At 70.1% G+C, this 24,331-nt stretch carries 18 protein-coding genes; 17 read left to right on the top strand and 1 reads right to left on the bottom strand.

Annotation, left to right across the window (positions count from 1 at the left end; genetic code table 11):
- Positions 1–624: 624 nt before the first annotated feature.
- The 9 genes from C1N81_RS04070 (at position 625) to C1N81_RS04030 (ending at position 11,290) form a co-directional block, all read left to right on the top strand.
- Entirely contained in the window at positions 625–1,575 is a 951-nt protein-coding gene (locus C1N81_RS04070; protein WP_394426833.1) for a hypothetical protein, read from the top strand.
- Between the two features lie 192 nt (positions 1,576–1,767).
- On the top strand, positions 1,768–2,034 hold the full coding sequence (locus tag C1N81_RS04065; RefSeq protein WP_394426863.1) for a hypothetical protein: 267 nt from the start codon (positions 1,768–1,770) through the stop codon (positions 2,032–2,034).
- Positions 2,031–3,149 (top strand): conjugal transfer protein, encoded by a 1,119-nt coding sequence (locus tag C1N81_RS04060; protein WP_394426831.1) that lies wholly within the window; start codon positions 2,031–2,033, stop codon positions 3,147–3,149. Before C1N81_RS04065 ends, C1N81_RS04060 begins: the two co-directional genes overlap by 4 nt.
- Positions 3,150–3,169: 20 nt before the next feature.
- Positions 3,170–3,502 (top strand): hypothetical protein, encoded by a 333-nt coding sequence (locus tag C1N81_RS04055; protein WP_394426829.1) that lies wholly within the window; start codon positions 3,170–3,172, stop codon positions 3,500–3,502.
- A complete protein-coding gene (locus C1N81_RS04050) occupies positions 3,499–4,062 on the top strand; it encodes a hypothetical protein (RefSeq protein WP_394426828.1) in 564 nt (187 codons plus the stop codon). The genes C1N81_RS04055 and C1N81_RS04050 overlap by 4 nt, the downstream gene beginning before the upstream one ends.
- 40 nt (positions 4,063–4,102) lie before the next feature.
- Positions 4,103–6,709: an ATP-binding protein gene (locus tag C1N81_RS04045; RefSeq protein WP_394426826.1), complete on the top strand. Its 2,607-nt coding sequence runs from the start codon at positions 4,103–4,105 to the stop codon at positions 6,707–6,709.
- Complete coding sequence (locus C1N81_RS04040) at positions 6,706–9,087, top strand: hypothetical protein (RefSeq protein ID WP_394426824.1); 2,382 nt, start codon at positions 6,706–6,708, stop codon at positions 9,085–9,087. Before C1N81_RS04045 ends, C1N81_RS04040 begins: the two co-directional genes overlap by 4 nt.
- Positions 9,088–9,162: 75 nt before the next feature.
- Entirely contained in the window at positions 9,163–9,840 is a 678-nt protein-coding gene (locus C1N81_RS04035) for a hypothetical protein (RefSeq protein WP_394426822.1), read from the top strand.
- Positions 9,833–11,290: a peptidoglycan DD-metalloendopeptidase family protein gene (locus C1N81_RS04030; protein ID WP_394426819.1), complete on the top strand. Its 1,458-nt coding sequence runs from the start codon at positions 9,833–9,835 to the stop codon at positions 11,288–11,290. Before C1N81_RS04035 ends, C1N81_RS04030 begins: the two co-directional genes overlap by 8 nt.
- 199 nt (positions 11,291–11,489) lie before the next feature.
- On the opposite strand, the gene C1N81_RS04025 is transcribed toward C1N81_RS04030, so the two are convergent.
- Positions 11,490–12,068, bottom strand: a complete 579-nt coding sequence (locus C1N81_RS04025; RefSeq protein ID WP_394426817.1) for a hypothetical protein — start codon at positions 12,066–12,068, stop codon at positions 11,490–11,492.
- A 399-nt stretch (positions 12,069–12,467) separates the two neighbouring features.
- Here C1N81_RS04025 and C1N81_RS04020 point away from each other — a divergent pair, with 399 nt between their 5' ends.
- The 8 genes from C1N81_RS04020 to C1N81_RS03985 all read left to right on the top strand — a co-directional run bounded on the left by C1N81_RS04020 (position 12,468) and on the right by C1N81_RS03985 (position 24,320).
- Complete coding sequence (locus C1N81_RS04020; RefSeq protein ID WP_394426815.1) at positions 12,468–12,965, top strand: hypothetical protein; 498 nt, start codon at positions 12,468–12,470, stop codon at positions 12,963–12,965.
- 21 nt (positions 12,966–12,986) lie between these two features.
- A complete protein-coding gene (locus C1N81_RS04015; protein ID WP_394426813.1) occupies positions 12,987–15,452 on the top strand; it encodes a type IV secretory system conjugative DNA transfer family protein in 2,466 nt (821 codons plus the stop codon).
- Positions 15,449–16,465: a replication-relaxation family protein gene (locus tag C1N81_RS04010; protein ID WP_394426811.1), complete on the top strand. Its 1,017-nt coding sequence runs from the start codon at positions 15,449–15,451 to the stop codon at positions 16,463–16,465. Before C1N81_RS04015 ends, C1N81_RS04010 begins: the two co-directional genes overlap by 4 nt.
- Before the next feature lie 35 nt (positions 16,466–16,500).
- A complete protein-coding gene (locus C1N81_RS04005; protein WP_394426808.1) occupies positions 16,501–17,856 on the top strand; it encodes a ParB N-terminal domain-containing protein in 1,356 nt (451 codons plus the stop codon).
- A complete protein-coding gene (locus C1N81_RS04000) occupies positions 17,853–18,968 on the top strand; it encodes a DUF4417 domain-containing protein (protein ID WP_394426806.1) in 1,116 nt (371 codons plus the stop codon). The genes C1N81_RS04005 and C1N81_RS04000 overlap by 4 nt, the downstream gene beginning before the upstream one ends.
- 80 nt (positions 18,969–19,048) lie before the next feature.
- Complete coding sequence (locus C1N81_RS03995; protein ID WP_394426804.1) at positions 19,049–19,456, top strand: hypothetical protein; 408 nt, start codon at positions 19,049–19,051, stop codon at positions 19,454–19,456.
- A complete protein-coding gene (locus C1N81_RS03990) occupies positions 19,456–22,086 on the top strand; it encodes a hypothetical protein (protein ID WP_394426803.1) in 2,631 nt (876 codons plus the stop codon). The genes C1N81_RS03995 and C1N81_RS03990 overlap by 1 nt, the downstream gene beginning before the upstream one ends.
- Positions 22,086–24,320 (top strand): hypothetical protein, encoded by a 2,235-nt coding sequence (locus C1N81_RS03985; protein WP_394426801.1) that lies wholly within the window; start codon positions 22,086–22,088, stop codon positions 24,318–24,320. Before C1N81_RS03990 ends, C1N81_RS03985 begins: the two co-directional genes overlap by 1 nt.
- Positions 24,321–24,331 lie beyond the last annotated feature (11 nt).

Raw genomic sequence — 24,331 nt, 5'->3', positions numbered from 1 at the left:
CAGACGTGGTCAAGGGGAAACGCTCCGCCCGTACACCAGCCCGCGGAGGCGGACTTCTCCGCACGAGCGCGCGGCAGGACTGCTCATGCCGGGAACAGGCTGGCTCCGGAGCAAGGGACCGGAGGGACCGGCCCGGCAGCTCTGCTTGACGAGGGGCTCGCCAACGCGGCGCTGCCTCAGGTGGACCGCGCGCGTGAGTTGCCGGAGTGCGCCGGTCGGATGCCGGGGGCCAGCACCGCCAAGACTTCGCCCGTGCGGAATGCCTCGACGCGATGCAGGCATCCGCTGGCACCCGGGTGCCGGAGGTTTCGGCAGGGCACTGTGCCGCGCCTGATGTCGGTCGGCCTCGGCGGCCGGCCGCCTCAGTGCATCGGTGCCTTCGCCGATGCATCCAGGGGGACGTGAGTTCAACCCAGTCGGCACCGTCGATGTCGATGCACGCCCCCTTGACCCGCCCGCCGCCCCCTTGACCACTCCCCTTGACCGGAGTTGTCCACCCGGACATCGAGGTCCGGTTTCCCCTTGACCGCGGCTCGTCGGCATCGCCGTCAGACCGCGGTCAAGGGGGGCCTCGGAAGTGTCGGCGCCATCGAGATCAGATGGCGCGAAAGGACGGACACGGACGTGGCCACCACCCAGCTCACCCCGGTAATCGACTCCTCCGAGTCCGTAACCCGCTACAACACGATCACCCTGATGAACCGCGACTGGGACGTGCTGTGCCGCGACCTGCGTGCCGCCGACCGCGTGGCCGACTGGGCCGGGCAGCACCCGGTGCTCGCCGGCGCAGCCAGCCCCCAGGACATCGTCGACAAAATCGCCGAGTACTCCCGCCGCGGCCAGTACGACTGCCACGACCAGGTGATGCATCTGCTGGTCGAGCGGGCCGGCGACGAGGGCTTCGACGGGCACCTCGCCTGGCGGATCGCGGTGCGCATCCTGCTGCCCAAAGCGGTGCTGATGGCCAAGACACAGCGGCGCACCGGGCTGTCGTGGGACGACGTCTGTGCGGCGGTCCTCGGGGCTGCCTTCGAAGTCGTGCGTACCTACCCGCTCGAGCGGCGGCCGCGGCGCATCTTCAACAACATCGCCCTCGACACCCTGCAGCTGGCCCGGCGCACGCTGGCCACCTACGTCGATGAGGCGGAGGAGCTGCGGGAGTTCGCGGCCGGTGTCGCGCCGCTCGCGCTGGCCGAGGGACACACCCGGTTTGCGCACATCGTCTCCAGCCACGACCCGGGCACGCCCCACGGCACGGTCGAGCTCGCCGACCTGCTGATGCGCGCGGCGCAGATGGAGCTCGTCGAGGGCGACGAGCCGGCGCTGTCGCCTCACGAGGCGCGGACGGAAGTCCTCGACCTGCTGCTGTGGGCGGTGGAGATCGGGGCGCTGACGGAGACCGAGGCGCAGCGCATCGCTCGGTACTACCTGTCGGCCTCGCACCGCCCGGAGCAGCAGCACATGACCACCCGGTCGATGGGCCATGAGGGCGCCCTGCTGCGCCAGCACGCCAGCCGGGCGGTGCGCCGGCTGCGCGCGAAGACCGACCTCGCCCAGTTCCGCGCTGCCGCCTGAGCCCGCTGGTAGCAGCACGGTCCGCCCGCCGTGCGAGCTGCCGCAGAAGTCACCCGAAAAACCTCGGCCGCACTGTCACACGGCGCGCCACCTCGGCACCTGTAGCACGCGAGAGCCCCGCAACCGCGGCGCCGCCCCACTTGCCCCCTTGCCTCCACCCTTCTCGACTCCGGGAGAACCGACGTGACCACGATGTCCCCGGCCGGCACTGGCCGACAGCTCCTCGACGCTGACGAGGCCCGTGTGGCGCGCGCCTCGCGTGACCTGACCAAGATCGCCGCCGCGCTGGTGAGCCGGCCGATGGACCGCGCCCTGCACGAGCAGATGCGCGGCTTCCTCGCACGTGAGTCGGAGCCTGCCCTGGCCTCGTGGGAAGTCCTGCTCGCCCGTACCCCTGACGAGCTCAAGGAACGGATCTCCACCGTCCTGACCGCCCAGGCCCTCCGGAGGGCCTCGTGAAGCGGGCGCGCCGGCAGCGGAAGGGCGACAAGAAGCAGTTCGTCGAGGCAGAGGTCTGGGACGAGGAGGTGCAGGAGGAACCGGAGGCGGAGTCGGGGTCGGATGAAACCGGCTGGCAGACGAGCACGGCGCATCTGTCCGGGATCACTCGCCTGGTCCGCCTGGGCGTCTGGGTCCTCGTGGCGTCCGGTCCGGTCCTCGGCCTGATGGCCTTCGTCGGGTCCTCGGGGCCGGCCCGGGGTGTCGCCAAGCCGACCGCTGCGCCGACGCAGTCCTCACCGGTGGGGCCGGCCGGCTTCGCGGAGCTGTTCGTCTCGGCCTACCTGCAGGCCGGGCAGGGCACCGAGCGTGATCTGGCGCCGTACTACTCCGGCTCCGTCGCGCTATCCGTGAAGCCCGGCAGCCGGACGGCCACGCAGTCGACGGTGATCGCCTCTCGGGAGGTTCAGCCCGGCTACTGGTCCATCACCGTGGCGGCGGACGTCACCGCCCAGGACCACAAGGGCAAGTCCAGGCACCTGGGTGTCCAGTACTTCCGCGTCGGCATCCAGGCCGCTGGCCCGGAAGGCGCTGGCGGCACCGCGAAGTCGGCGTCCGCGACGGCGGGATACACGGCGACGTCGCTGCCGGCGCAGGTGGCCGCGCCCTCGGCGCTCCAGCCCGGCGCTCTGGCGTACGAGTCCGATCGCGGGTCGAGCAGCACGGACCCGGCGGTCGACACCGCGAAGGGATTCCTGGCGGCGTACCTGACCGGCACGTCCGAGCTCGACCGCTACACCTCACCCGGCGCGCGCCTGAAGGCCATCAGCCCTGCGCCGTACGCCGAGGTCAAGGTCACCGGCGTCCAGGACGACTCCACCAGCGCCGGACAGCAGAAGGTACCCGCCGACGGCACGGTGCTTCACCAGCTCGTCCAGGTCGACGCCACCGACCAGGCCGGAAGCCCGGTCTCACTGAGCTACGCGCTCACCCTCAAGTCCCGCGCCGGCCGCTGGGAGGTCGCGTCCGTCGACGACGCCCCGGCCATCCGCGAGAGCAGCGCGCCCTCCGCGGCGCCGCACACCCCCACCGACACCGACGCCGGGAGCGCCGCTCCCTCGCCGTCGGGCTCCTGAAAGAGAAAGAGGAAACGTTCATGCACGCAGTGGCCAACCCCGACCACGTCGTCCTCGCCGGCGAGGTCTTCGACTGGGCCAACACCAAGCTGAGCGAGCTCCGCGCGTTCGTCATCGCGGCCGCTGCAGTCATGGGAATCATCGCCGTGCTCATGGCCTGGTGGAAGACCCGGTCCTTCGTAGGCGTGCTCGTCGCCTTCGTTCTGGCTGCCCTGGTGCTGTGGGGCATCAGCAACCTTTCGGTCCTGAAGAGCAAGGTCGGATCCGAGGTGGACGACGCCGCTTCTGTCTCTGTCGTCCACGTCGCGGGTGATGCTCCCGCGTTGACCGGTGAGGGCTGGCGGGTCTCGTGAGCGCCTCGGAGGAAGAGCTCATCGGGCGCTCGTACACGCGAGCCCGCAAGCACCCCTTGGTCATCGGCAAACTCCCGGGAGCCGGCCGGCTCCCGGGAGGGCCCTACACGATCACCCAGGTCATGACGATGGTCGTCTCCTTCGGGCTCCTCGTGATGACCCGGGATCTGTGGGCCCACTTCGGCGCCATGAACTTCGTGTTGATGGTCCTGGTGCCGTGGGGGCTGGCCTGGGTACTGCGGTACGCGCGCCTGGACGGCCGGGACCCGGCCCGGGCGGTGCGGAGCCTGCTCATCTACTCCTCCACCCCGGCCCAGGGCCGCTTGGCAGGCAAGCCGCAGCGGGTTGTTCGTACTCGGCTGGCCTCCGCCACCTGCACGGTGCGCATCCGGTCCGCCGAGCCGCTGGCTGCCGTGGCGGCTCCGGCGGCCGTCACGAAGCCCGCGGTCACCTCGAAGCGGAAGACGCGTCCGGCCCCCGCCGCAGCGCCCGCTCCCGCCGGACGGCCGGCGCCCAAGACCGGGCTGCAGGCCCTCCTCGCCTCTCTCGACGAGCGCTGATCAGCCCGCTCGCCACCCCCAGCACAGAAAGCAGAACGCCATGCGTCTCCCCGTCCGGCACATCAGCGGCCACCTGATCTGGACCACCGCCGCCACCGTGTGGGCGGTGTGGCGCGTCGACACCGAGAACTACACCCACGCTTCGAAGTCGACGAAGCGCGAGCGGCTGGATGCGCTGGAGTCCCTGTTCAAGAGCCTGCGGGGCGAGGCCCTGCTGCTCAGTCTGTGCCCGAGCGTCGACGCCGCGTCGGTCGTCACTCGCATGACCGCCGGCGTCGACCTCGACCAGTCCCCGGAGTACGTCGACCTGTCGCTCAAGGTGCTGGACCAGCTTCAGGATCTCGAGTTGACCGGCCGCGTCGACTTCCTCGCCGTCCCCCTGCCCCACCTCGACCTCAAGCAGAGCACCCGCGCGGTCATCTCCTCCCTGCAGGCGGAGGTGATGAACACCCTGGGCCTGCCTGTGGCACCGATATCCGTCTCGGAGGAGCGCCAGCGCCTGGAGCAGGCGACCCGCCTGGCCGGCGGCTGGCCCTCCGGCATCAAGATGCGGCCCGCGACCGAGGCCGAGATCCTGTGGATCTACGGGCACAGCGCCCGCCGTGGCCTGAGCGAGCCCCTGCTTCCCGAGGACGGCGCACCGCGCGGCCTGCGCGGCCGCGGCCACACGGTGACCGCCCACACCCAGGTCATCCTCGACGAGGGCGGCCGCGGCAACCGCCCCTCCAAGGGCCCGACCAACCCCTTCAAGCGCCGCTACCTGCGCGCCACCAGCGAACACGGCGACTCCTACCAGGCGTTCTGCGTGCTCTCTGAGATGCCGGAGGCCTTCCGCTTCCCCGGCAGCGAGTATCTGGCGGCTTTGGATGATTTCAACTTCCCCGTGGACTGGGCCGTGCGCCTCCACGTGGAGACCGGCGCCAAGGCCGAGCCGAAGAGCCGGCGCCAGCAGCGCGAACTCGCCCATCAGCGGGGTGAGTACGACGGTGAGACCTCCGGTGTGCCGGCCTCCCTCGACAAGGCGAGCTTCGCGCTGGACGAGTACAGGGACCGGCTCACCGCCTCCTCGACCGAGGTGGAGATCCGGGCGACCGTCGCCACCTGCGTGTGGGGCACCACCGCCGAGGAGGCCGACGAGAAGGCCACCTCCTTGGCCAACCACTTCGGCGGCAACGACTACACGCTGGTGCGGCCTACCGGCGACCAGGTCGCGCTCTTCCACGGCATGCTGCCCGGCACCAAGACGCCCCGGCCGATGCTCGACTACACCCAGTTCCTGCTCGCCCGCGACTTCGCCATGTCGATGCCGTTCTGCGGTGCCGGCCTCGGCGACGACGCCGGCAGCCTCTTCGGCCTCCAGCTCAACGGCGGCGGCGTACGGCCGGTGCTGGTCGATTTCTCCCACGGCCCGCGGGTCAACGCCTCCGCGTCCGCCGCGTTCGTCGGCGAGCTCGGCTCCGGCAAGTCGGTGGCGATGAAGTGCGCGATGTACAGCATCCTGACCACCGGCCACCGCGCAGGCCAGAGGAACTCCCGCGGCCGCGCCCTGGTCATCGACCGGACCCCGCAGCAGGAGTGGTCCCGCTTCGCGAGCGCGTGCCCGGGCACCACGCAGATCATCAACGTCGACGAGAACGCCGGCGTCAGCCTGGACCCCCTTCGGGTCTTCCGCGGCCCGCGCGCCGCCCGCTACACCGAGTCCTTCCTCACCCCGCTCCTGGACATCGGCTCGATGAGCATCGAGGGCATCACCCTCGCCGAGGCGATCGAGGCCACCCGTCTCGGCCCCCAGCCGAGCATGACCGCGCTGATCGACACGCTCGCCGACCGGGCCCGCACCCCCGACCCGGACGAGCCGAACGACGCCGCAGTGCGCGCCGCCGCCTCCGAACTCGTCCGCAAGCTGCGGTCGCTGGCGAAGAAGGACCTCGGCCGCACCATCTTCGACCCCACGCTGCCGGTCGTACGGATCACGGACGCCGACAGCATCGTCTTCGCCGTCGACCGGCTGGGCCTGCCCACCAAAGAGGAACTCTCCGAACACCGCCTCCCGAGCCTGGAGGTCGAGAAGCGGTTCGGCTGGCGGCTGATGTACCTCATGACGGCGCTGTGCAGGGAGATTGCGTTCGCCGACCCTCACGAGTTCGCCGGCGTCTTCCTCGACGAGTGCTGGTGGCTCACCTCGTCCGCCGAGGGCTCCAACCTGCTGCTCGAGCTCATCGCCGACGGCCGCAAGCACAACGCCGGCGCTTTCGCAGGCAGCCACGACCCGTACGACATCGGCCCCAAGTCCGAGATCGGCGACAAGATCCGGGCGCTGCTGTCCCACATCTTCGTCTTCCGTCACCGCAGCAAGGCCCTCGCGGCGCGCTGCCTGGAGTTCATCGACCTGGACCCGGCTGACGCCGAGATGCTCAAGGTCATCACGGAGAACCTCAGCCCGCTCAACGTCAGTGAGACCGAGCGCGCCCTGCGGGCCGGCGAGGGCCTGTACCGAGACCTCCGCAAGCGGATCGCGGGGATCAAGGTGCTGATTCCCGCGGACGAGGACGCCGCGGCCACGATCACCACCACTCCCGGTCAGGACCAGGACGAGGACGACGAGGCAGCGGAGTTCGCCACGGTGGCGGACGGAGCGCTGGTATGAGCCGCGCACGGAAGCTGGCCGGACGGCGGAGCCTGGGGCTGATCGCGCTCCTCCTGGTCCTGTTCACCCTGGTCCCGGCGTCCACCGCGTCCGCCGATCCCACGCCCGCGCCGGGGACGTCGGCCTCCCCCGATCCGGGGAAGTCCGCCGACGGCGGCCCCAAGGCCAAGGACCTGACGAAGAAGCCGAAAGACGGCAGCGACGGAATCCTCCAGCCCTTCAACGTCACCGACCGCGACGGCGTCCCGATCTCCGCCTACACCGTCAAAACGGACACAGGTGGATGGAAAGACATCGACCTGAAGATCTGGAACATCATCGCCCAGGGCCTGTTCGGCATCTCGAAGTGGGTTGTCGGCTTCACCTGCTGGCTGATCCGGTGGGCGCTCAACTTCGGTCTGGCCGACGTCCTGATCGGACCGGTCGACAACATCTCCACCACGATCAAGACCCAGGTCATCGACCGGCTCGGTCTGCCCGGCCTGTTCCTGCTGTTCGCGGGCTTCTACTCCGGCTGGCTGATCCTTTTCAAGGAGCGCTCGCGCGGCTTCGCGGAGATCGGCGTCTCCCTGGTCGTCGCCGCGGTGACCACCACCGTGCTGGTCTCGCCCGCCCAAGTCCTGCTCGGCCAGCACAACCAGCCGCAGCCGCAGGGTTCCACGATGCTCCTGTCGGACGAGGGTCTGCTGGGCAAGGCCAAGGACTTCACTCTCGAAGTCGCCTCCATCGTGCTGTCGGACGACCCGGCGAGCGCCAAGGGCAGCTCGGACCCGAACAACGTGGCGAAGCCGATCACCGACGCGCTCGTCGACGCCTTCGTGGTCAAGCCCAACGAGCTCATGGTCTACGGGCAGACCTTCGACGGGTCCTGTGATAAGGCGTTCCGCGAGTTCAAGCTCGCCGAGTTCAACCTCAACGAGGTCGGCGGGAACTACTGGAACGCCGCGATGATGGACTCGATCTACGACACGAACTTCATCGACTCCCTCAACAAGGCGTCGGACAAGTTCGAGAACTCCTGCGGTGACCTGAAGCCCAAGGCCAAGCGGGCCTCCGCAGATCTGGCCTTCTCTGCCCTGTTCGTGGCGATCGCCGCCATCATCGTGGCGATCCTCATGGTCCTGGTCACCGGCGGATTCCTCACCGCGCAGGGCTGGCTGGCATTCGAGGCCATCCGCGGCCACTGGGCCCTGGCCGCCGGCATCCTGCCCGGCGGCGGACGTGCGACGCTGTGGCGCTGGTTCTCCGCGATCACCAAGGCGGTCCTCGGCATTGTCCTGGCCATCTTGTTCCTGGCAATCTTCATCCTGATCGTCCTCGCACTCATCGACGCGGACACCGGCGACGTCCTGGCCGTCAAGTTCATCGTCATCGACGTCACGGCCGTGGCCGGACTGGCCGGTCACAAGCGCATCAAGCAGACGGCCCAGAGCATCGCGGTCAACCTCAACCGCAAGCTCGCCAACGCCCGCGTTGGTGGCGCCGGCCGCCGATCCGTGTTCAGCAGCCCCGGCCGCTACGCCGAGACCGCGCCGGGCCTCAAGCAGATGTGGGGCGAGGCGCGGGGCGAGGCCCGGCGGGTGTCCCAGCCGGTGGGCAAGGGGCTGAAGTCCGCCCGCAACGCCTGGGTGGGTTCGCCCCAGGCCAACCGGAAAGCCGGCCGCGTGCGGGCGGCGGCGCGGCTCGCCACCAACGCGGCGGCCGCCGTGGGTACCGGCGGTGCGAGCGCGGCGGCGAAGGTCGCAGCCCAGCAGGCGGCCAAGCAGACGCTGAAGAAGCGACTGTCAACGGCCGCCGCCAACAAGATGTCCCAGACGAGGGGCGGGCGCGCCACCATGGCCACCGGCAAGGCAGCCGCCGCCACAGCGAAGTACGGGGCGAAGGCGGGCAAGTTCGCCTTCATGGCCACGGTCGGCGCGCCGGTGGGCATTCCGCGCGGCGTCGCCGCGACCAAGCGGGGCGCCGCGGCGGCGAAGTCCCGTGCCGACGAGGTGCGCGGGCAGCTCAAGGCCGTCAAGGCACGCACGGTCGACAAGAAGGTCCAGGAGGCCAAGGACTTCGGTGCCGAGTACAAGCGCAACGTCGCAACGGCGGGCCGGTTTGTCGCGCAGACCGGGACCAAAGCCCAGGTGAATCTCGGTCTGGCCCCGATCCAGCCGAACCCCAAGTCCTCGGCTCCGCCCGGAACCCGGGCTGGCGCCATCGCAGCGAAGGTCCCGGGCACCACGCCACCGGCCGCCCCTAAGTCGCCGCCGGCCGGGCCCGCCACGGTGCCGTCGATGCCTACCCCGCCCACCCCTGCGCCTTCGGCCACGCCGGCGCCCAAGTCGGTGCGGCGCGCCACCCGCCCGGCCGGCCCGCCCAAGCGACGGCCGTAGGCACCCGCGGCCGGGGCCACCCGGGGCCCCGGCCGCCCAGATCACTGCATCCGAACCACCCGACGGGGGACTCCCATGCCCGAATCCGACGACAAGCGCGCCCGACGCGGCACGATCGCGCTCTTCGCCGCCTCGGCGGTGCTGGCCGTCGTCGGCGCCACCCTGCTGCTGGGCACGGGCGGCGGTGAGCGTCCGGCCACCAGCGCTCCGGCGCCCACCGCGGCCGCCTCATCCCACGGAACTCCGGACCGTGGCGCTCCTGATCGGCGCGCGCCGGCGCCCACCCCCTCGGCCGCGTCGTCCTCCTCCGCGCCATCCGTCACGCCGGCGGAGCCGCGGCCGGTGCCGCAGCCGATGCAGGACGCGGCCCGCGCCTTCGTGGTCGCCTGGGCGAGCCACGACGCACGGCCCGGCAAGGACACCTCGTACGACGACGCGTCCCGGCGCGCGGCCGACCACGCCGCGGGCGATCTCGCGCAGGACCTGCGCACCCGCACGAGCGGCAGCGCCGGCGCCCAGCAGTGGCAGAGCTGGAAGTCCGGCCGGGTGCAGGTGACCGCATCGGTCCAGCGGGTCTCGCTGCCGGACGGCGCTCCCGCGCCGACCCAGGACTCCGGGTTCGCGCGGGTCCTCTACACGGTGACACAGAAGGCGGCGGCCGGCGCACCGACTACGTCGGAGCAGCACGTCGCGCTCAAGCTCCGCCGAGGCACCGACGGCACCTGGCGCGTGGTCGGGCTGCCCGATGTCTGAGGAGAAGGAGTCGAAACTCGGCAGGCGGCTGGTGATCGGCCTCCTGCTCGCCCTCCTGCTGGTCTTCGGCCTCCTCATGACCGCGGTGCTCTCGCTCTCCTCCGCCATCGGCGAGGACAACACCAGCAGCGCCATGGAGGACGCGGGGTTCGGAGGAGGGATCTCGGACACCGCGGACGTGCCTGACTGGCTGAGGCCCATCATCCTCAACGCCGTCGCCAAGTACGGGTGCACCGAGGTCACCCCGTCGCTCATAGCCGCCCAGCTCTTCCAGGAGTCGGGCTTCCGCAAGAACCCGCCCGACGGCGGTGCCGGAGCCCTGGGCATCGCGCAGTTCATCCCCGACACCTGGGCAGACGAGGGCATCGACGGCAACCACGATAGGAAGAAGGACCCGCTGGAGCCGGAAGACGCCGTCCCGGCGATGGTGTCCTACGACTGCAAGCTCGCCAACGCCGTGCGCAAGGTCCCCGGCGACGTCGTGGACAACATGCTCGCCGCGTACAACGCAGGCGCCTACGCCGTGCAGAAGTACTCCGGGATCCCCCCTTACGAAGAGACCCGCAAATACGTCCGTGAGATCCGGGAACGGGCCGAGAAGTGGGCCGCGCCCACGGACGGCAAGGTCTCCGGCGGCCTCGACAAGGTCGTCGCCTCGGCGAAGAAGGCCCTGGACACCCCCTACCTGTTCGGCGGCGAGTGCAAGCCGCCCTTCACGGGGACGAACCGCTGCGACTGCTCCAGCCTGGTCAAGTACGCCTGGAGCACGATCGGGGTGAACCTGCCCCGCTCCACCTACGACCAGGTGAACGTCGGCAGCAAAGTGAAGTCCGTGAAGGACCTGCGCCCCGGTGACCTCCTCTTCTCCGGCGGCAGCGCCTCGTCCCCCGAGCACGTGGCCATGTACATCGGGAACAGCCAGGCCATTGATGCCCCGCACACCGGCGCGACCGTCCGGATCAAGCCCCTGTCCTACTGGACGTCACAGATCCTGGTGATGAAGCGCCCGCCCTACACCGAGCCGTCGACGAGCGGCACGTCCGGCAAGTGGGTGGCCCCGGTCACCGACACCACCATGGGCACGGCCTACCACGAATCGGGCTCGATGTGGTCCAGCGGCTACCACACCGGCGTCGACTTCCCCGTGCCGACTGGCACTCCGATCCGCGCGGTCGGCCCGGGCACCGTGGTCACCGCCGGCTGGTCCAACGCCTATGGCTACCAGGTTGTGATCAAGCACGCGGACGGAAAGTACTCCCAGTACGCGCATCAGTCCAAGCTCGCTGTCTCCGCGGGCCAGAAGGTGAACGGGGGCCAGCGCATCGGCACCTCCGGCGCCACGGGAAACGTCAGCGGGCCCCACCTGCACTTCGAGATCCGCACCGGTCCCGAGTACGGGTCGGACATCGACCCGCTGAAGTACCTCCGCAGTCACGGCATCAAGATCTGAATGACGCTCCGGGCGCCACCTTCCCCGACGGGACGGTGGCGCCGGTCGCACCGGAACCTTGAGCAGATCTCGCCGAAGGATGCAGGAGCGCCGCCCTTCTCATCTCAGGTTGCTGAGAGAGGTGCCGAACGAGATCTCCGCCAATTGCGGACGCGAGCGCCTGCCGATGGCCTGAGCGTGGTCGGCCGGCGGCGGCGGTTCACTGCGGCTCGTCGCTCCGCTGCAGCCGCCGGGTCTGCTCCAGCAGCCGTTCCGCCTGGTTCAGCAGTTCCTGCGGCACAGTGGGGAGGAGGTACGGGTTCAGCCCCCGGTCCCGCTGCGCCCGCATGGCGTCAACGACTCGCTCCTTGTTCCGCAAGTTCCGGTGTGCCTCCATCGCCTGGTGCGTCTCGACCATCAATCCGGTGAGCGACGGCGACTCGTGCAGGTCGACCGGGAGCACCCGGTAGCCCGGCTGCGCCAGGGCACCGGTGTCGATCACGGCCACGGTCTTGTCCAGGCCTCCGCGGACCAGCCCGGGCATCACCACGGGGGTCTCTGTGTGGGAGGACGGGCCGCTCGCCACGCCGGCCGGGGCCGGGGCGGGCTGGGCGGGGTTCTCGGTGAGCATGCGCACGGCTTCTTCGCGGCCGGCCTGGTCGAGTTTGGCGGGCAGCTTGCCCGCGTCGGCCGCGGCCTTTACGCGCTGCAGGGCCTTCTGGTAGCCGCAGCCGGTCGAGCGGTTCAGCGCCCGGGCGATCCGCTCTTGGTTGGTGGTGTTGCCGGAGGACGGGGCCATCGCTTCTCCTTCGTCGCGTCCTGGCGCTGCGGTTCGTCCCACCACGAGCATGGCCAGGGTGCGCGGTTCGAAAGAGGGCACCGGTCGTCGCTCGCACCCGCGCGGCAGCACGGTTCACCGGTATCCCGGGGGTGGGCCCGGGGCGGCGCGCACAGGCGAGGTGCGCTGCGTCGAGCATAGCGGTCGCTGCCGACAGCGCCCGGGGGATCGGCCACGGGATCGAGCTGTGGAGCCGGGCGAAGATTTTCCGGCACCTGTGTCACACCGAGAGATCTCCCAACACCTGTAGCAGGCGAAAGACTCGTCTGCCTCGGAGGTGCCGACCGTGCTCCCCTTGTCCCCCCACCGCGCCGCGCCCTGCGGCCGGACGTCTGCCGGCCCGCGCGCGGATGGTGCGCGATGACCACGACCGACCTCATCGACGGCACGATCGGGGTCCTGCAGGACCTCCCCGGCCACGCCGAACAGGTGGCGAACTGGGGCCTGAAGAACGCCTGGTGGGTCGCCGTGCTCGCCGTAGGCATCGGCGGCACGATCGCCGCCGTCCGCTGGCTGCTCTCCCGGGGCCCGATGGCCGAGCGGACCGCGCTGGAAGTCCTGCCGACGACCGGCTTCGATCCCAAGATCGAAGAGGTGGTGCGCTTCGGTCATCAGGTGGCCCGTGCCCACAAGAGCGTCTCGCGCTGGCTGGTCTCCTCGCCCCGCGGCACCGCGGTCCGTGTCCGCTTCACCTCCGCCGGCGGGGCCCTGTCGATGAGGGTCGAGGGCCCGGCGAAGGCGATGTCGGTGCTGCGCCACCAGGGCTACGCCCAGGTCGAGATGCGGCCCGTCCAGGCCGGCGGAGCTGGTCCCCGCGACCGTCCCCAGATCCGGCTCGGCACCCAGTCCGCCTCCTGACGCACCGCAGAACGGAAGATCATGACCACCGCTCCCGACCTGATAGACACGACACCGGTCGACCTGACCAAGCCCGAGGCGGGCCCCCGCGAGCAGCCCGCCCAGGAGATGCACTACGCCCGGGCTGAACTCGCCCTGGCCCTCCCCGACCACCTCGCCCTGCGCGAAGTGCCCCTTGACCCCGACCCGCTCGAGGCCCTGGCCAACGCGGTCGCCGATGTCCGCGAGGATCTCGGCGAGAGCGCCGACGTCGTCCTGGACCTCGTCCCTGTCGCCAAGTCCCGCGTCGGAAGCCGTCGCCGTCGGCTGCTGGCGAAGGCCCGCCGCAACCCCGCCGACGGCCCGGCGATCCCGGGCATGCCGCAGCGCACCAACCGCTTCGGATTCGATCTGGGCGCGGTGATGTCCGAGATCGCCTCCGAGATGAAGGGCAACCAGGGCGGCGCTGCGCGCCCCCGACCGCAGAACCACACACAGCGCGCCCATCGCATGACCGACATGAAGGCCGCCATGGGCAAGCTCGCTCCCGGAGCCGAGCCGGTCTTCTCCCTGCAGCTCCTCGTCCGTACCGGCGCCCGGGACGCCGACCGGGCCCGGGTCCTGCTCGAGCAGGTCCTCGCCGCGCTGGAGCCGTGGTCCGGCGACAACTACCTCCGCCCGGTCGGCCTGCACCTGGGCATCACCCGCGTACGGGCCGACCACTGGATGTACCGGAACAGGTTCGACCGCCGCTTCGAGACGGGCGTGTTCACCCCGCGCCGCAACTCCTGGGTGACCGCACAGGAGATCGCCGGCCTCCTCAAGCCGCCGACCAAGCACAACAGCGCGGCCAACATCGCCCGCTCGGGCGGGGTCGTCCCCCCGCCGCCCGCCGCTTTGCCCACGTGGACGGGGCAGCAGGGCCTGCTGCCCTTGGGCTGGGTGGCCAAGTCCGGCGGCGGGGAGCGCCTGGCCGGAGTGCCGCTGAAGTACCTGCTGTTCGCGCTGTTCCTCGGCAAGTCCGGCTTCGGCAAGACCGAGATGAGCCTCGTTCAAGCGATCGCCTTGGCGCACAACGGCTTCGGCGTCCTCTTCCTCGACCCGCACGGCGACGGATGGGCGCGGGCGCGGCCCTACCTCGCCCACCAGGAGCTGGCCGACCGGATCTGGGAGATCGACCTGACCTCCCCCGAGCTCGACAAGATGGTCGGCTCCTGGAACCCCCTGTCCATGGAGCGCCGGCGCGAGGCCGAGATCCCCGACATCGTCCAGTACATCGTCACGGGCTTCGCGGCCGCGCTGAACTGGTCCGACTCCGCCGGCCGTGCCAAGACCATCCTGACCCGTGCGGTCGAGTCCCTGGTGTACCTGTCGTGGCACGTCTGCCGCGCCGGCCGCCCCGACCTGGCACCCACCGTCTTCCAGATCAGGACCATCCTCACCGACGCCGTGTGGCGCACCAAGGTGCTGCCCTACCTGCCCAAGGACGTGCGCGACTACTGGGAGAACATCTTCCCCTCCTACTCCAAGGAGGCCGTGCCGGTCGTCACGAACATCATCGAGCGGCTGTCGTCGAGCAACGCGATCAAGGCGTTCTTGGGATCGAGCCGTTCAACGTACGACATCCGGCACGCCATGGACACCGGCAAGATCGTCTTCGTGTGCCCGGCGGGCACGGGCGACGTGGACCGCATCATCAGCTCCCTGCTGATCTACGACCTGTTCCGGGCCGGGCTGTCCCGGCGTGACACCCCCGCCGACCAGCGCCGCGACTTCTTCTCCTTCATCGACGAGCTGACCAGCGTGGACGGCGCGTCGAAGGGCACCTTGGCCCAGATCACCGAGCAGCTGCGGAAGTTCAACGTCAAGCTCCTCGCGATGACGCAGATGGCACAGCGCTTGAGCCCGACCACGCGCCAGGGCCTGCTGCAGAACCTGTCGATCCTCTCCACCACGGCGTCCGACGTCGACGAGGCCACCCTGGTCACCCGCCGCTGGGGCAAGAAGGTGTCGCCCGACACCATCGCCCAGCTCAACCGCTACCACTACGTGATGTCGGTGACGCTCGGCGAGGGCCAGACCGACCCCTTCCGCGTGCGCGGCGCCTCGGTCGAGGACCTCTACGCCGACTACTGCCGGCCCCAGAACGAGGAGCGGCTGAGCCGGGCCATCGACGAGAACCTCCAGCGCCGCCCGGTCCGCGACATCCTCACCGACCTGCGCCGCCTGGACCTGCGGCTGCGCCAGTTCATCGTGACCCTCGACGTGCCGCCGGACGATGACGACCCCGTGGACGACATACCGCCCGAAGAGCCGGACGGCGACGAGACGGCCCCGCCCGACCCGGGCGGCCCCGCCGGTCCGACCCCCGGGCCGGCCTCCGCGAGCGCGGACAAGCCGCGCGTCCACGACAGCGCGGGCACCGTCGTCAGCGGCGCGCAGCCCGACGACACCCCGGACAACGTCCGGCAGCTCAACACCAAGCCCAACGAGTCGAGGTTCGGATGACCCTGCACCTTCTCGAAGCTCCCGCAGCGCCCTCCCGCACGCGCAGCTTCCACACCATCGGACGCCAGGCCCTGGAACTGCTCTACCAGCACCGGGTCCTGTCGACCCAGCAGCTGCACGTGCTGCTCAGCCCGCCCGAGCGGCGGGCCGATCGTCCCTACTATCTGCGCAAGCAGCTCGCCGAGCTCCACAAGGCGGGCCTGGTGAGCCGGGTCCGGGCGCAGGGGGGCGGTGCGGGGCCGGGCCGGATCCGCACGAAGCCGTTCCTGTGGTTCCTGACCGAGCTCGGTGCCGACTCCGTCGAGGAAGCCGGCGAACTGCCCATCCGCCCCTACCGGGTGACGCCCGAGTCGGTCGCCGGCGCACGTCAGGCCCACACCCTCGCGCTCAACGACGTCGGAGTCGCCTTCGTCGAGCACGCCCGTCGGCTCGGGCACGAGTGCGGAGCTCTGGACTGGACCCCCGAGGTCGCCAACCGCATCCGCGACGGACAGCGACGCTTCGAGGACGACCACGTCATCAGCGACGCCGTGCTCAACTACGTCCACGTGGAGAACGGGCGGCGCACCATGCTCAGCTTCTTCGTCGAGCTGGACCGGGCCACGATGACCTCCGCACGGCTCGCCGCGAAGCTCCAGGCGTACGGCCGGCTGTACGAGTACGTCCCGCAGGGGCAGGACCGTGCGCGCCGCTCTCCGAACGCGACCCGGCCGGCCTGGATGTACAACTATCCGGTCTTTCCCCGGGTGCTGGTGGTCCTGGACGCTGCCCCGCCCCGGGAGGGCCAGCCGGACCGCCGGCCGGAGCGGCTGGCGGCGCGGACGGAGGACCTCTACACGCGGACGTCCGCGGATGTCCGCCTGAGCCGGCTCAAGGGTGACATCGCGATCGGCGTCACCACCTTGCAGCAGCTCCAGCAGCACGGGCCCTGCGCCCCGATCTTCACGCCCCTGCTGCGGGGCACACCGTCCGCCCGGCCCGCCGCCACCGATTTCTACCTCTCCACGAAGTGAGCTGCCGCTGAGGCGGCCTTGAAGGAAGCAGTCCGATGACCAGTACCTCGCTCGAGGCTCCGCCCGACGGCGGGAGCATGATCCGGCTCACCGAGATCCTGCACCGCAGCGTCAAGCTGCGGCAGCGTCGCTTCGAGATGCTGCCGCTGCGCGGCGCGGGCGCCCCCTTCACCGAGGCCCAGGCGCGCAACCCCTCGGACTCGCTGCCGCCGTCGGAGCTCGCGGACCTCATCTCGTCCATGTCCGTCGTCGGTCTCCTGGAGCCGGTGCTGGCCGAGGAGATCGTCGTCGACGGCAAGGCGCCGACGATCCGGCTGGTCACCGGCGAGCGGCGGCTGCGTGCCATGCGCTGGGGCGCGACGAACCGCCCGGACAACCCGCACTTCCAGGCCTTGCCCGCCGTGGTCTGCCCGGGCCCGCTGTCCGACGAGGAACGGCACATGTGGCGGTTCGTCGAGAACTTCGCCCGAGAGCCCCTCCGTCCCGGTGAGCAGGCCGCCGCCCTTCTGTACCAGCGGTGCGCCATCCTGGTGGGCAAGCTGCTGAAGGCGGGCAAGCCCGTCCCGCAGGACGTCTACGCCATCCCCGACCCGGCGGAGCGCTTCCAGGCTCTGGAGAAGATCCGCGGCACCGACCACAGCTGTGCCGCTCCGTGGGCCGAAGTTCTCAGCCGCCTGGGTCTGCAGCTCAACGAGCGCAAGGCCGGTGAAATGGTACGCGCCTTCCGCGCGCTGCCCCGCGAGCTCACCGAGGAGATGGACGAGGCGGCGATCCGGCTGAACACCAGGATTCGTTTCGCCGAGCTCCGCAACGGGCGGGCTGAGGCGGCCGAGGGGATCTGGGCAGCGTTGAAGAGCTCCAAGCGGCTTCACCTCCTGCCGACCGCGGTGAACGTTGGCCTGGAGGAACCCGGACTCGGCCCGGACGAGATCATCACGACAGCGGAGGACCGCCAGGACGCGGCGAACGCTGGCCGGCGCGCGGCGCTGGCCCGCGTCCCCGGCCCAGACGAGACGCCCGACACGCCCGAAGATGTCCCGGAGTCGGTCACCTCGCCCAGCTCCCGTTCCGAAGAATCCGCCGACAGCGACGTTTCACCGGTCGCCCCGCTCCCGCCACCCGGGCCCCGAGCGGACAGGCAGCCCGAGGCGCACGCCGAGCCCGAGCAGCCGAAGCCAGCCGTGGAGGCGGGCGTCGTCCGCACCGCGCTGGACGGAGTCCGCGGCCTGCTGCTTGAGGTGCGGGCCGGCAAGGAGATCTCCCGCTACGACCGCGGCTCCCTGCGTCTCGTCCTCCAGGAGCTCAGCGACCACCTCGACGAAGGCGAAGCACCCGCCCATCCTGACCGCGATATGACCCCACACGAGCACGAAGGAACAGAAGCAGCATGACCAGCGTCTCCCTGCCCATCCCGACCGTCGGCGTGCCCCTCCCGGGCCGCGGCTGCGACTGCAACGCCTGCGCCTTCTACGCCGGGCCCGACGGCCGTGGCGGACCTGCCACCGTCGAGCCCCTGTGCTCGGGCACCAACTCCGACTGCCGTTTCTGCGGGTGCGCCGCGGCCGAGGCCGACGCTCCCGCGAACGCCTGCGTGACCCGGGGCTGCCCCATCCGCTGTGGCAGCCGGACCGACATCGCGCAATGGATGGCCGACGTGGGCGGCACACTCACCTTCGATGACATCAGCGTCGACACGACGCTGCCCGACGGTCTGCCGTCCTTCATCCCCATGACCGACGGCAGCTCCGTCACCAAGCTCGACGCCAGCCTGAACTGGCCGGCCTACGGCGTCGGCCTGCGACGGGTCTTCTCTCCCGACACCCACACGCTGTACCGGCGCTTCACCGAGCAGTCGGCGCGCCAGGCGCTCGACCTCAAGCCCCACCAGAAGGCGGTGCTCGTCGGCTACGGAGAGGACCCGCTCGTCGAGGCGTTCTGGACCCGCCGCCAGCGGGACAATCTCGTCGAACGGATCGCGGAGCAGCAGTGGGACCTGGTGCTCTCCTGCAACTACTCGATCTACGGGGACTGGCCCAGGACCGAGCACCTGCTGAACATGCGCCGCAGCCTGATGCTCGCGCAGGAGTTCGCCGAGGCCGGTGTGCCGGTCGTTCCGAACGTCTACTGGTTCCGGCTGGAGGACCTGGAGCGCTACCTGGCCTGGGTCGAGGACACCCGCCCAGCAGCGATCGCCGTGAACGTGCAGACGGTTCGTGACAACTCCACCTGGGACACCTGGGAGCGGCCCGGTCTGCACTGGCTGGCCGCGAACCTTCCCGACGACATGCCGATCATCCTCACGGGCCTGTCGCGCACCAATCGGATCGCGGAAATGGTCGAGCTCTTCGGCACCCGGCTGACGTTGATCTCCCAGAACCCTCACCAGTACGCCCTGCACGGCGCTGTCATGACCGCGAACGGCCGCGAGGACGTCCACGCCCGCTCCGAGGACGCCTTCGCCGCGACGGTCCGGTACATGTCCTCGCTGCTGCCGGCCCGCTGAAGGTTCTCTGCCCGGACTGTCACACCGGCGGCTCCTCCCACACCTGTAGCAGGTGAAACCCCTGATGGGAGGAGCCCTCGATGTCCACCGACCCCACCCAGCCCGACGCCACGACGGACGACTCCGCGGCATCGCATACCGCCGCCTCCTCCTGGCAGCTATGGATCCTGCTCGTCTGGCATCCTGCCCTGGGACTTCCGGTCGACCCCGTCGCCGTGCTGGCCCTCGATCACAGCCAGGAACCGGCGGCGCGCGTCGTGCGCTGGGTCCCGCTCGTCTACGACACGGCCGATCCGTGGCGGGGGCGTCTGGGCGAGGGCACCTCGGCCCAGGACGTCGAGCGCTGGATCGCTCACTCCGGCACTTGTGCTGTCGAGCCCGCCGCCGCCCCCGAGGGCGCACTCGATCTGGCCCACGCCGCCGACCTCGTACTGGACGAGCTGCTGGCCGAAGTCGTCCCCGCGCTCCCGTCCCGGGGTGATGCCTGATGGGTACCGGCAGCAAGTCCAGCCACGCCTCCTACGCGGTGGGCCCCACGGCGACAGCCGAGGCACCGGAGCAGACCGTGGCCGAGGCGCCCGAACAGCCCATGTCCGGCGAGGAGATCCAGGCCAAGGCCGACCTGCTCATGGCCATGAACAACATGGGCGAGATCGCCGATCCACCGTTCGCGGTCGACATCGAGGATGCCGTTCCCGAGGACCCTGTAGAGCGGTACAACGCGTTCGTCAGCCAGGTGGAGCAGGTCCAGGAGGCCATCGAGAAGCTGAAGGAGGCCGGCGCCTCCGACGAGGAGATCGAAGCGCACACCAAGGCACTCAAGGCCCAGACGCTCGCCTACCTGAACTCTCTCGACGAGGACGACCTGCGCGAGATCGCCGAGGCCAAGGGGTTCGAACACCCGGCACTGGTAGGGCTGTCGGGCAAGGGCCAGCACCCTCTGGTCCACTGGCTCGACCCGGCGTACCCCGGCGACATCCCGTCCAAGCAGAAGATCCAGGCCGCCGCCCTCGACCGGTACCAGCAGCTCCTCGCCGGCGAGACGGTGGGCGGAATGACCCTGGCCGACCTGCACCAGCTCGAGGGCATGGAGCCGCCCGTGAGCGGGGGTTCGTGGTCGGCGACGCCCGAAGAGGCAAAAGCCGCCGGCGGAGCCCTCACCAGCGCCATCGGCACCTACAACCACGCCGCCAAGTACACGGCCGGCGGACCGCAGGGCGAGGCGCTGCAGGCCATGCTGGCCGCCGAGCACAAGGTGGCGACGGTGGACTGCCCCGAGCTCGGCGAGGACCTCGACAAGGCGAAGGCCCAAGCCAAGCTCATGGTCGACCAGGCACTCGCCCACAACAAGTTGCTGCCCAGCGACGTAAAGCCCCTGGTCGATGAGGCTGTCGCTTCCGGGAACCTGACCGAGGCCGAGGCGAAGCACCTCACGCCCCACCAGCTCGTCACGCTCATTCGGCCGACGACGCCGGACAGCGAGGCGACCGGCCTGAAGGACCTGGCGGTCAAACGGCAGCAGCAGCTGGCGGACCTTGACGCCGCCTATGCCACGCACTCCGCCCTCGCCCCCGGCAACGGGGAGCCGCTGAACCTTCCGCCCGCGGGCGAGCCCGGGGCACCGCAGACGATCGCCTCCTGGGCGAAGAACGCCGGCGAGCTCAAGGACATGCAGCACTCCGCCCACAGCTGGTACGCCAAGAGCCAGCAGTTCACGGGTGAGGAGCCCTTCGCCGAACACCCGGGCGCCGATGCGGCGAAGTACGTGAACCCCGAGGGCCTGACCAACGACTTCAAGGCGTGGGCCAAGGACCAGAAGCTCTCCGACCTGCGCACCGTCGCCGGCGAGCTCGGGATGGACAACGCCGACAAGGCCACACGCGCCCAGGTACAGAACTACATCGCGGCGAGCTTCAATCCGAAGTACGACCAGGAGGCAATCAAAGCCAAGGTCTCAGCCAGCGCCGCGAAGAAGGAGGCCGCGAAGGCCGCGGCCGCCGCGGCCCCGGCGACCAAGTCGGGTGGTGAGCTGGCCTCCGACGAGGCGGTGCAGGCCCTGGCGAGCAAGCTGCCGGCCAGCAGCACCGCAGGCGGGCCGGCCGGCTCCGGGACGGCCGCGGCACCCCCCGCCTCAAAGCCGACCAAGGCACCGAAGCCGGCCAAGCCGGGGTCGTTCAACGCCAACATCCAGGCGCTCATGGCCGAGGTCCAGCATGCGAAGGCGACCAGCCAGGACGTGCCGGCGCGCATCGACGCCAAGGAGGTCGCCGGGTGGACCTTCGGGCCCGGCACCAAGGCGTCGAACCTCGGCGGCACGTACGCCAAGACCGTGCACGAAGCCCCCGACGGCTCGAAGTGGCTGTTCAAGGTCGATCACAACCACGGCGGCGCCTTGGGCCACACGGAGGCCGCCGCGTCCCACGTCCTGTCGTTGGGCGGCGTCCCGTCGGTCCCGGTCTACCACCACAAGCAGGCGGATGGGACGGCCGGCAGCATGCAGCCGCTGCTCCAGGGCGCGAAGCCGTTCACGTCCAGCCCGAGCCAGTGGACACAGAGCCAGGTCGACGCGATCGTCCGCTCCCACGTCGGTTCCTGGTACATCAGCGAGCACGACGGTCATCAGGAGAACTGGCTGGAGACTCCGTCCGGGGGCCTGGTGCAGATCGACCGTGGCCAGGCGTGGAAGCACTTCGGGCAGGACAAGCTGTCGATCGACTACGCCCCCAGCGGCGGAGGCGGCTTCACCCCCGTTCACCAGAAGCTCTACCAGGCCGCCCTCAGCGGCGGCCTCGCCAAAGGCGTCAAGATCAACCCCGCCGCGGCCCACCCGGTGATCAAGAAGTTCGAGTCGATGCCGGATGCGCAGCTGCGCTCGGTCCTGCACTCCACCGCGCACGAAGGGGCCAAGTCCGGCGTGGCCTGGGTTCCGCAGATGCGCAGCCGGGCCGCCAAGGCTCTGAAGATCCCCCAGTCCCAGGTCACGCACGAGCAGATCGCCAACGCGTTCCTGGACCACGCCGTCGAGAGGAAGAACTCCTTGCGTCCGAACTTCGCCGACTTCTTCGTCAAGCAGCTCAAGCTGCCCTCCGGCGCCTCACTCAAGCACGGAGGTAGCTGATGGGCACCGGGTCGAAGTCCAGTCACCAGAGCTACGCGGTCAGTCCGACCGCGCTCGCAGAGAGCCCGCCCGGTCCGGTCGAGCTCGGCGGTGCGCCGGCTGCGGGCGAGGGTGCCGGGCTCACGGGCGCCACGGGCGGCGCTGAGATCGAGATACCGGAGTTGCCGACTCCTGCACCGGAGGCGCCGGCGGAGTCAACAGACGGCGTGGACTCGGATGTCACCGAAGCGCCCCTCCAAGAGACTGAGGCCGGCCAGGAACTCGGATCCGTCGCTCCATCCGAGACCGACGTGCAGGCCCCGGCCGAGGAACTCGAGCCTCCCGCGCCCGGACAGGAGGAACAGGCCAGCGACGAGGCGCAGCCAGGCGACGAGGCGCAGCTGCTCGCCGAAGAGACGGAGGACGACGAGGAGGAGGAGACCGATCCGCCGCTGACGCCCGTCCCTGCGGAACCTCCGGTCGGGCAGCCGACAGGCGCACCGATCCTGGTCGGCGGAGATGACTTCATCAGCTCCGAGGCCGCGCTCGTCGCATACGACTCCGCTGACGGTCCGCGGGAGGTCCTCCTGACGCACGTCTCCGAGGAGGCGGAGGAGAAACTGCTCGACGCGCTGAGCATTCCCGGCACGCACATGGAGGAGGTGGAGGTCGAGGAAGAGGTCAAGGAGCGCCTGGCCCTCGACAAGGACAAGAAGTTGGGCGAGTTGACCTCGAAGGCGGTCAGCTCGGTGCAGCACAAGCTGAAGCACGACCTGCCGATGTCCGAGGCATCGATCGCCAAGCACCAGGCGGCCGTCGACGCCGTCTCCGCGGTGCTCAACGATCCGTCGGTCAGCGATGACGGGAAGTCGATGGCCCAGCACTACATGGACCAGCTCGACCTGGTGAAGGACAAGATCGACAACGGTGGGACACCGCTGCCCTGGATGGCTCCGTACGAGGTGACCGGGCCCAAGATGGTCACCAAGGAGGTTCCGGTGCCCGACGCGGAGCCGGAACCCGGCACGCTCGCGGCGACCGTACGCAAGGCCAGCCGGATCAAGGCCACCTTGGACCCGGTCACCGGGCAGAGCTCCTGGGACGGAGTGACCCGCAGCCACGCGCAGGGGACCGAGTACGAGATCGACATGGGGGACGGCTGGAAGGCCGTCTACCGGCCCTACAAGGAGAACGACCCCTCCAGCACGGAGTACTCGCTGCGCGGTCAGCTCGAGGTCCACGCGCCGCCCGGCGCCGGACACGGCAAGGAACTCGTGGAGCGGCTGGAACAGCTGCACCTCATGAACAAGCCCATGACCGCCGCCGAGGGCGAGTGGACCTACCTGTCGAACAACATCAAGGCGCAGGGCCTGGGCAACGCGGCCGGCATGAAGGCGGCCATGGAGACGGCCCAGGGTCTTCAGGACCTCCAGGTCCAGGAGATCGTGCACCAGCGCATGGAGACCCTGATGGGGCTGGACAGCGACGCCCTGCAGACGCAGATGAAGCGGATCCATCTGGAAGCGGCCCACAAGGTTCTGCCGATGAAGGTCGAGGTGGTGCGCGACGCGGTCGCCAAGGCGACCGGGTTCGCCAGCGGCGCCGAACTCGCGGCAAGCCCCGGCTACGAGCCGACTCCCGCGACCACCGGGAAGTGGCTGTCATGGTCCCGTTTCGACGTCACCGGGAAGCAGGAAGAGGTCAAGTCCGCCTTCAAGGGACGGTCGCTGACCCACAGCCTGGGCAGCGGTGACCTGGCGAGTCTGCTGGGCACCGGGGTGCTGGCATCCACGGAGAAGCGGGCCGTCATGGGGATCGGCAGCGGCGTGGGCATGAGCGAGCAGGACGACAAGATGACCGGCGGGGCGAACTCGGTGTTCCTGCGGGTCCAGCCCAGCGCCTCCTACCACGGAGGCGGCGCCCTGATCTGGGACGACCCCAGTGTGCTCATGCGCCGCAGCGACTACTACGGCTACAGCAGCGACCACTACGGGGCGATCAACCCGGACCACTACAAGTACAACAAGAACGCGATCACCCGCGATCCGATGAAGATCGCCAAGTTCGGCGGGGACGGCAACGAGGTGATGTTCAGGAACGGCATCGACCTCCTCGGCGCCGAGGCGCCCAGCCGGATCGTGTGCAAGTCCGCCGGCGAGCGAAAGATGATCCTGGCGTCCTTCGCCTCGCGGGGCATCACCGAACTCGGCGGCAAGCCGGTCGAGGATGTCCTGTGCCTGACCGACGACTACTGATGAGGAACCGC

It is taken from the genome of Streptomyces sp. SGAir0957, from assembly GCF_043523415.1.
This window is presented reverse-complemented; position numbering and strand designations above follow the sequence as displayed.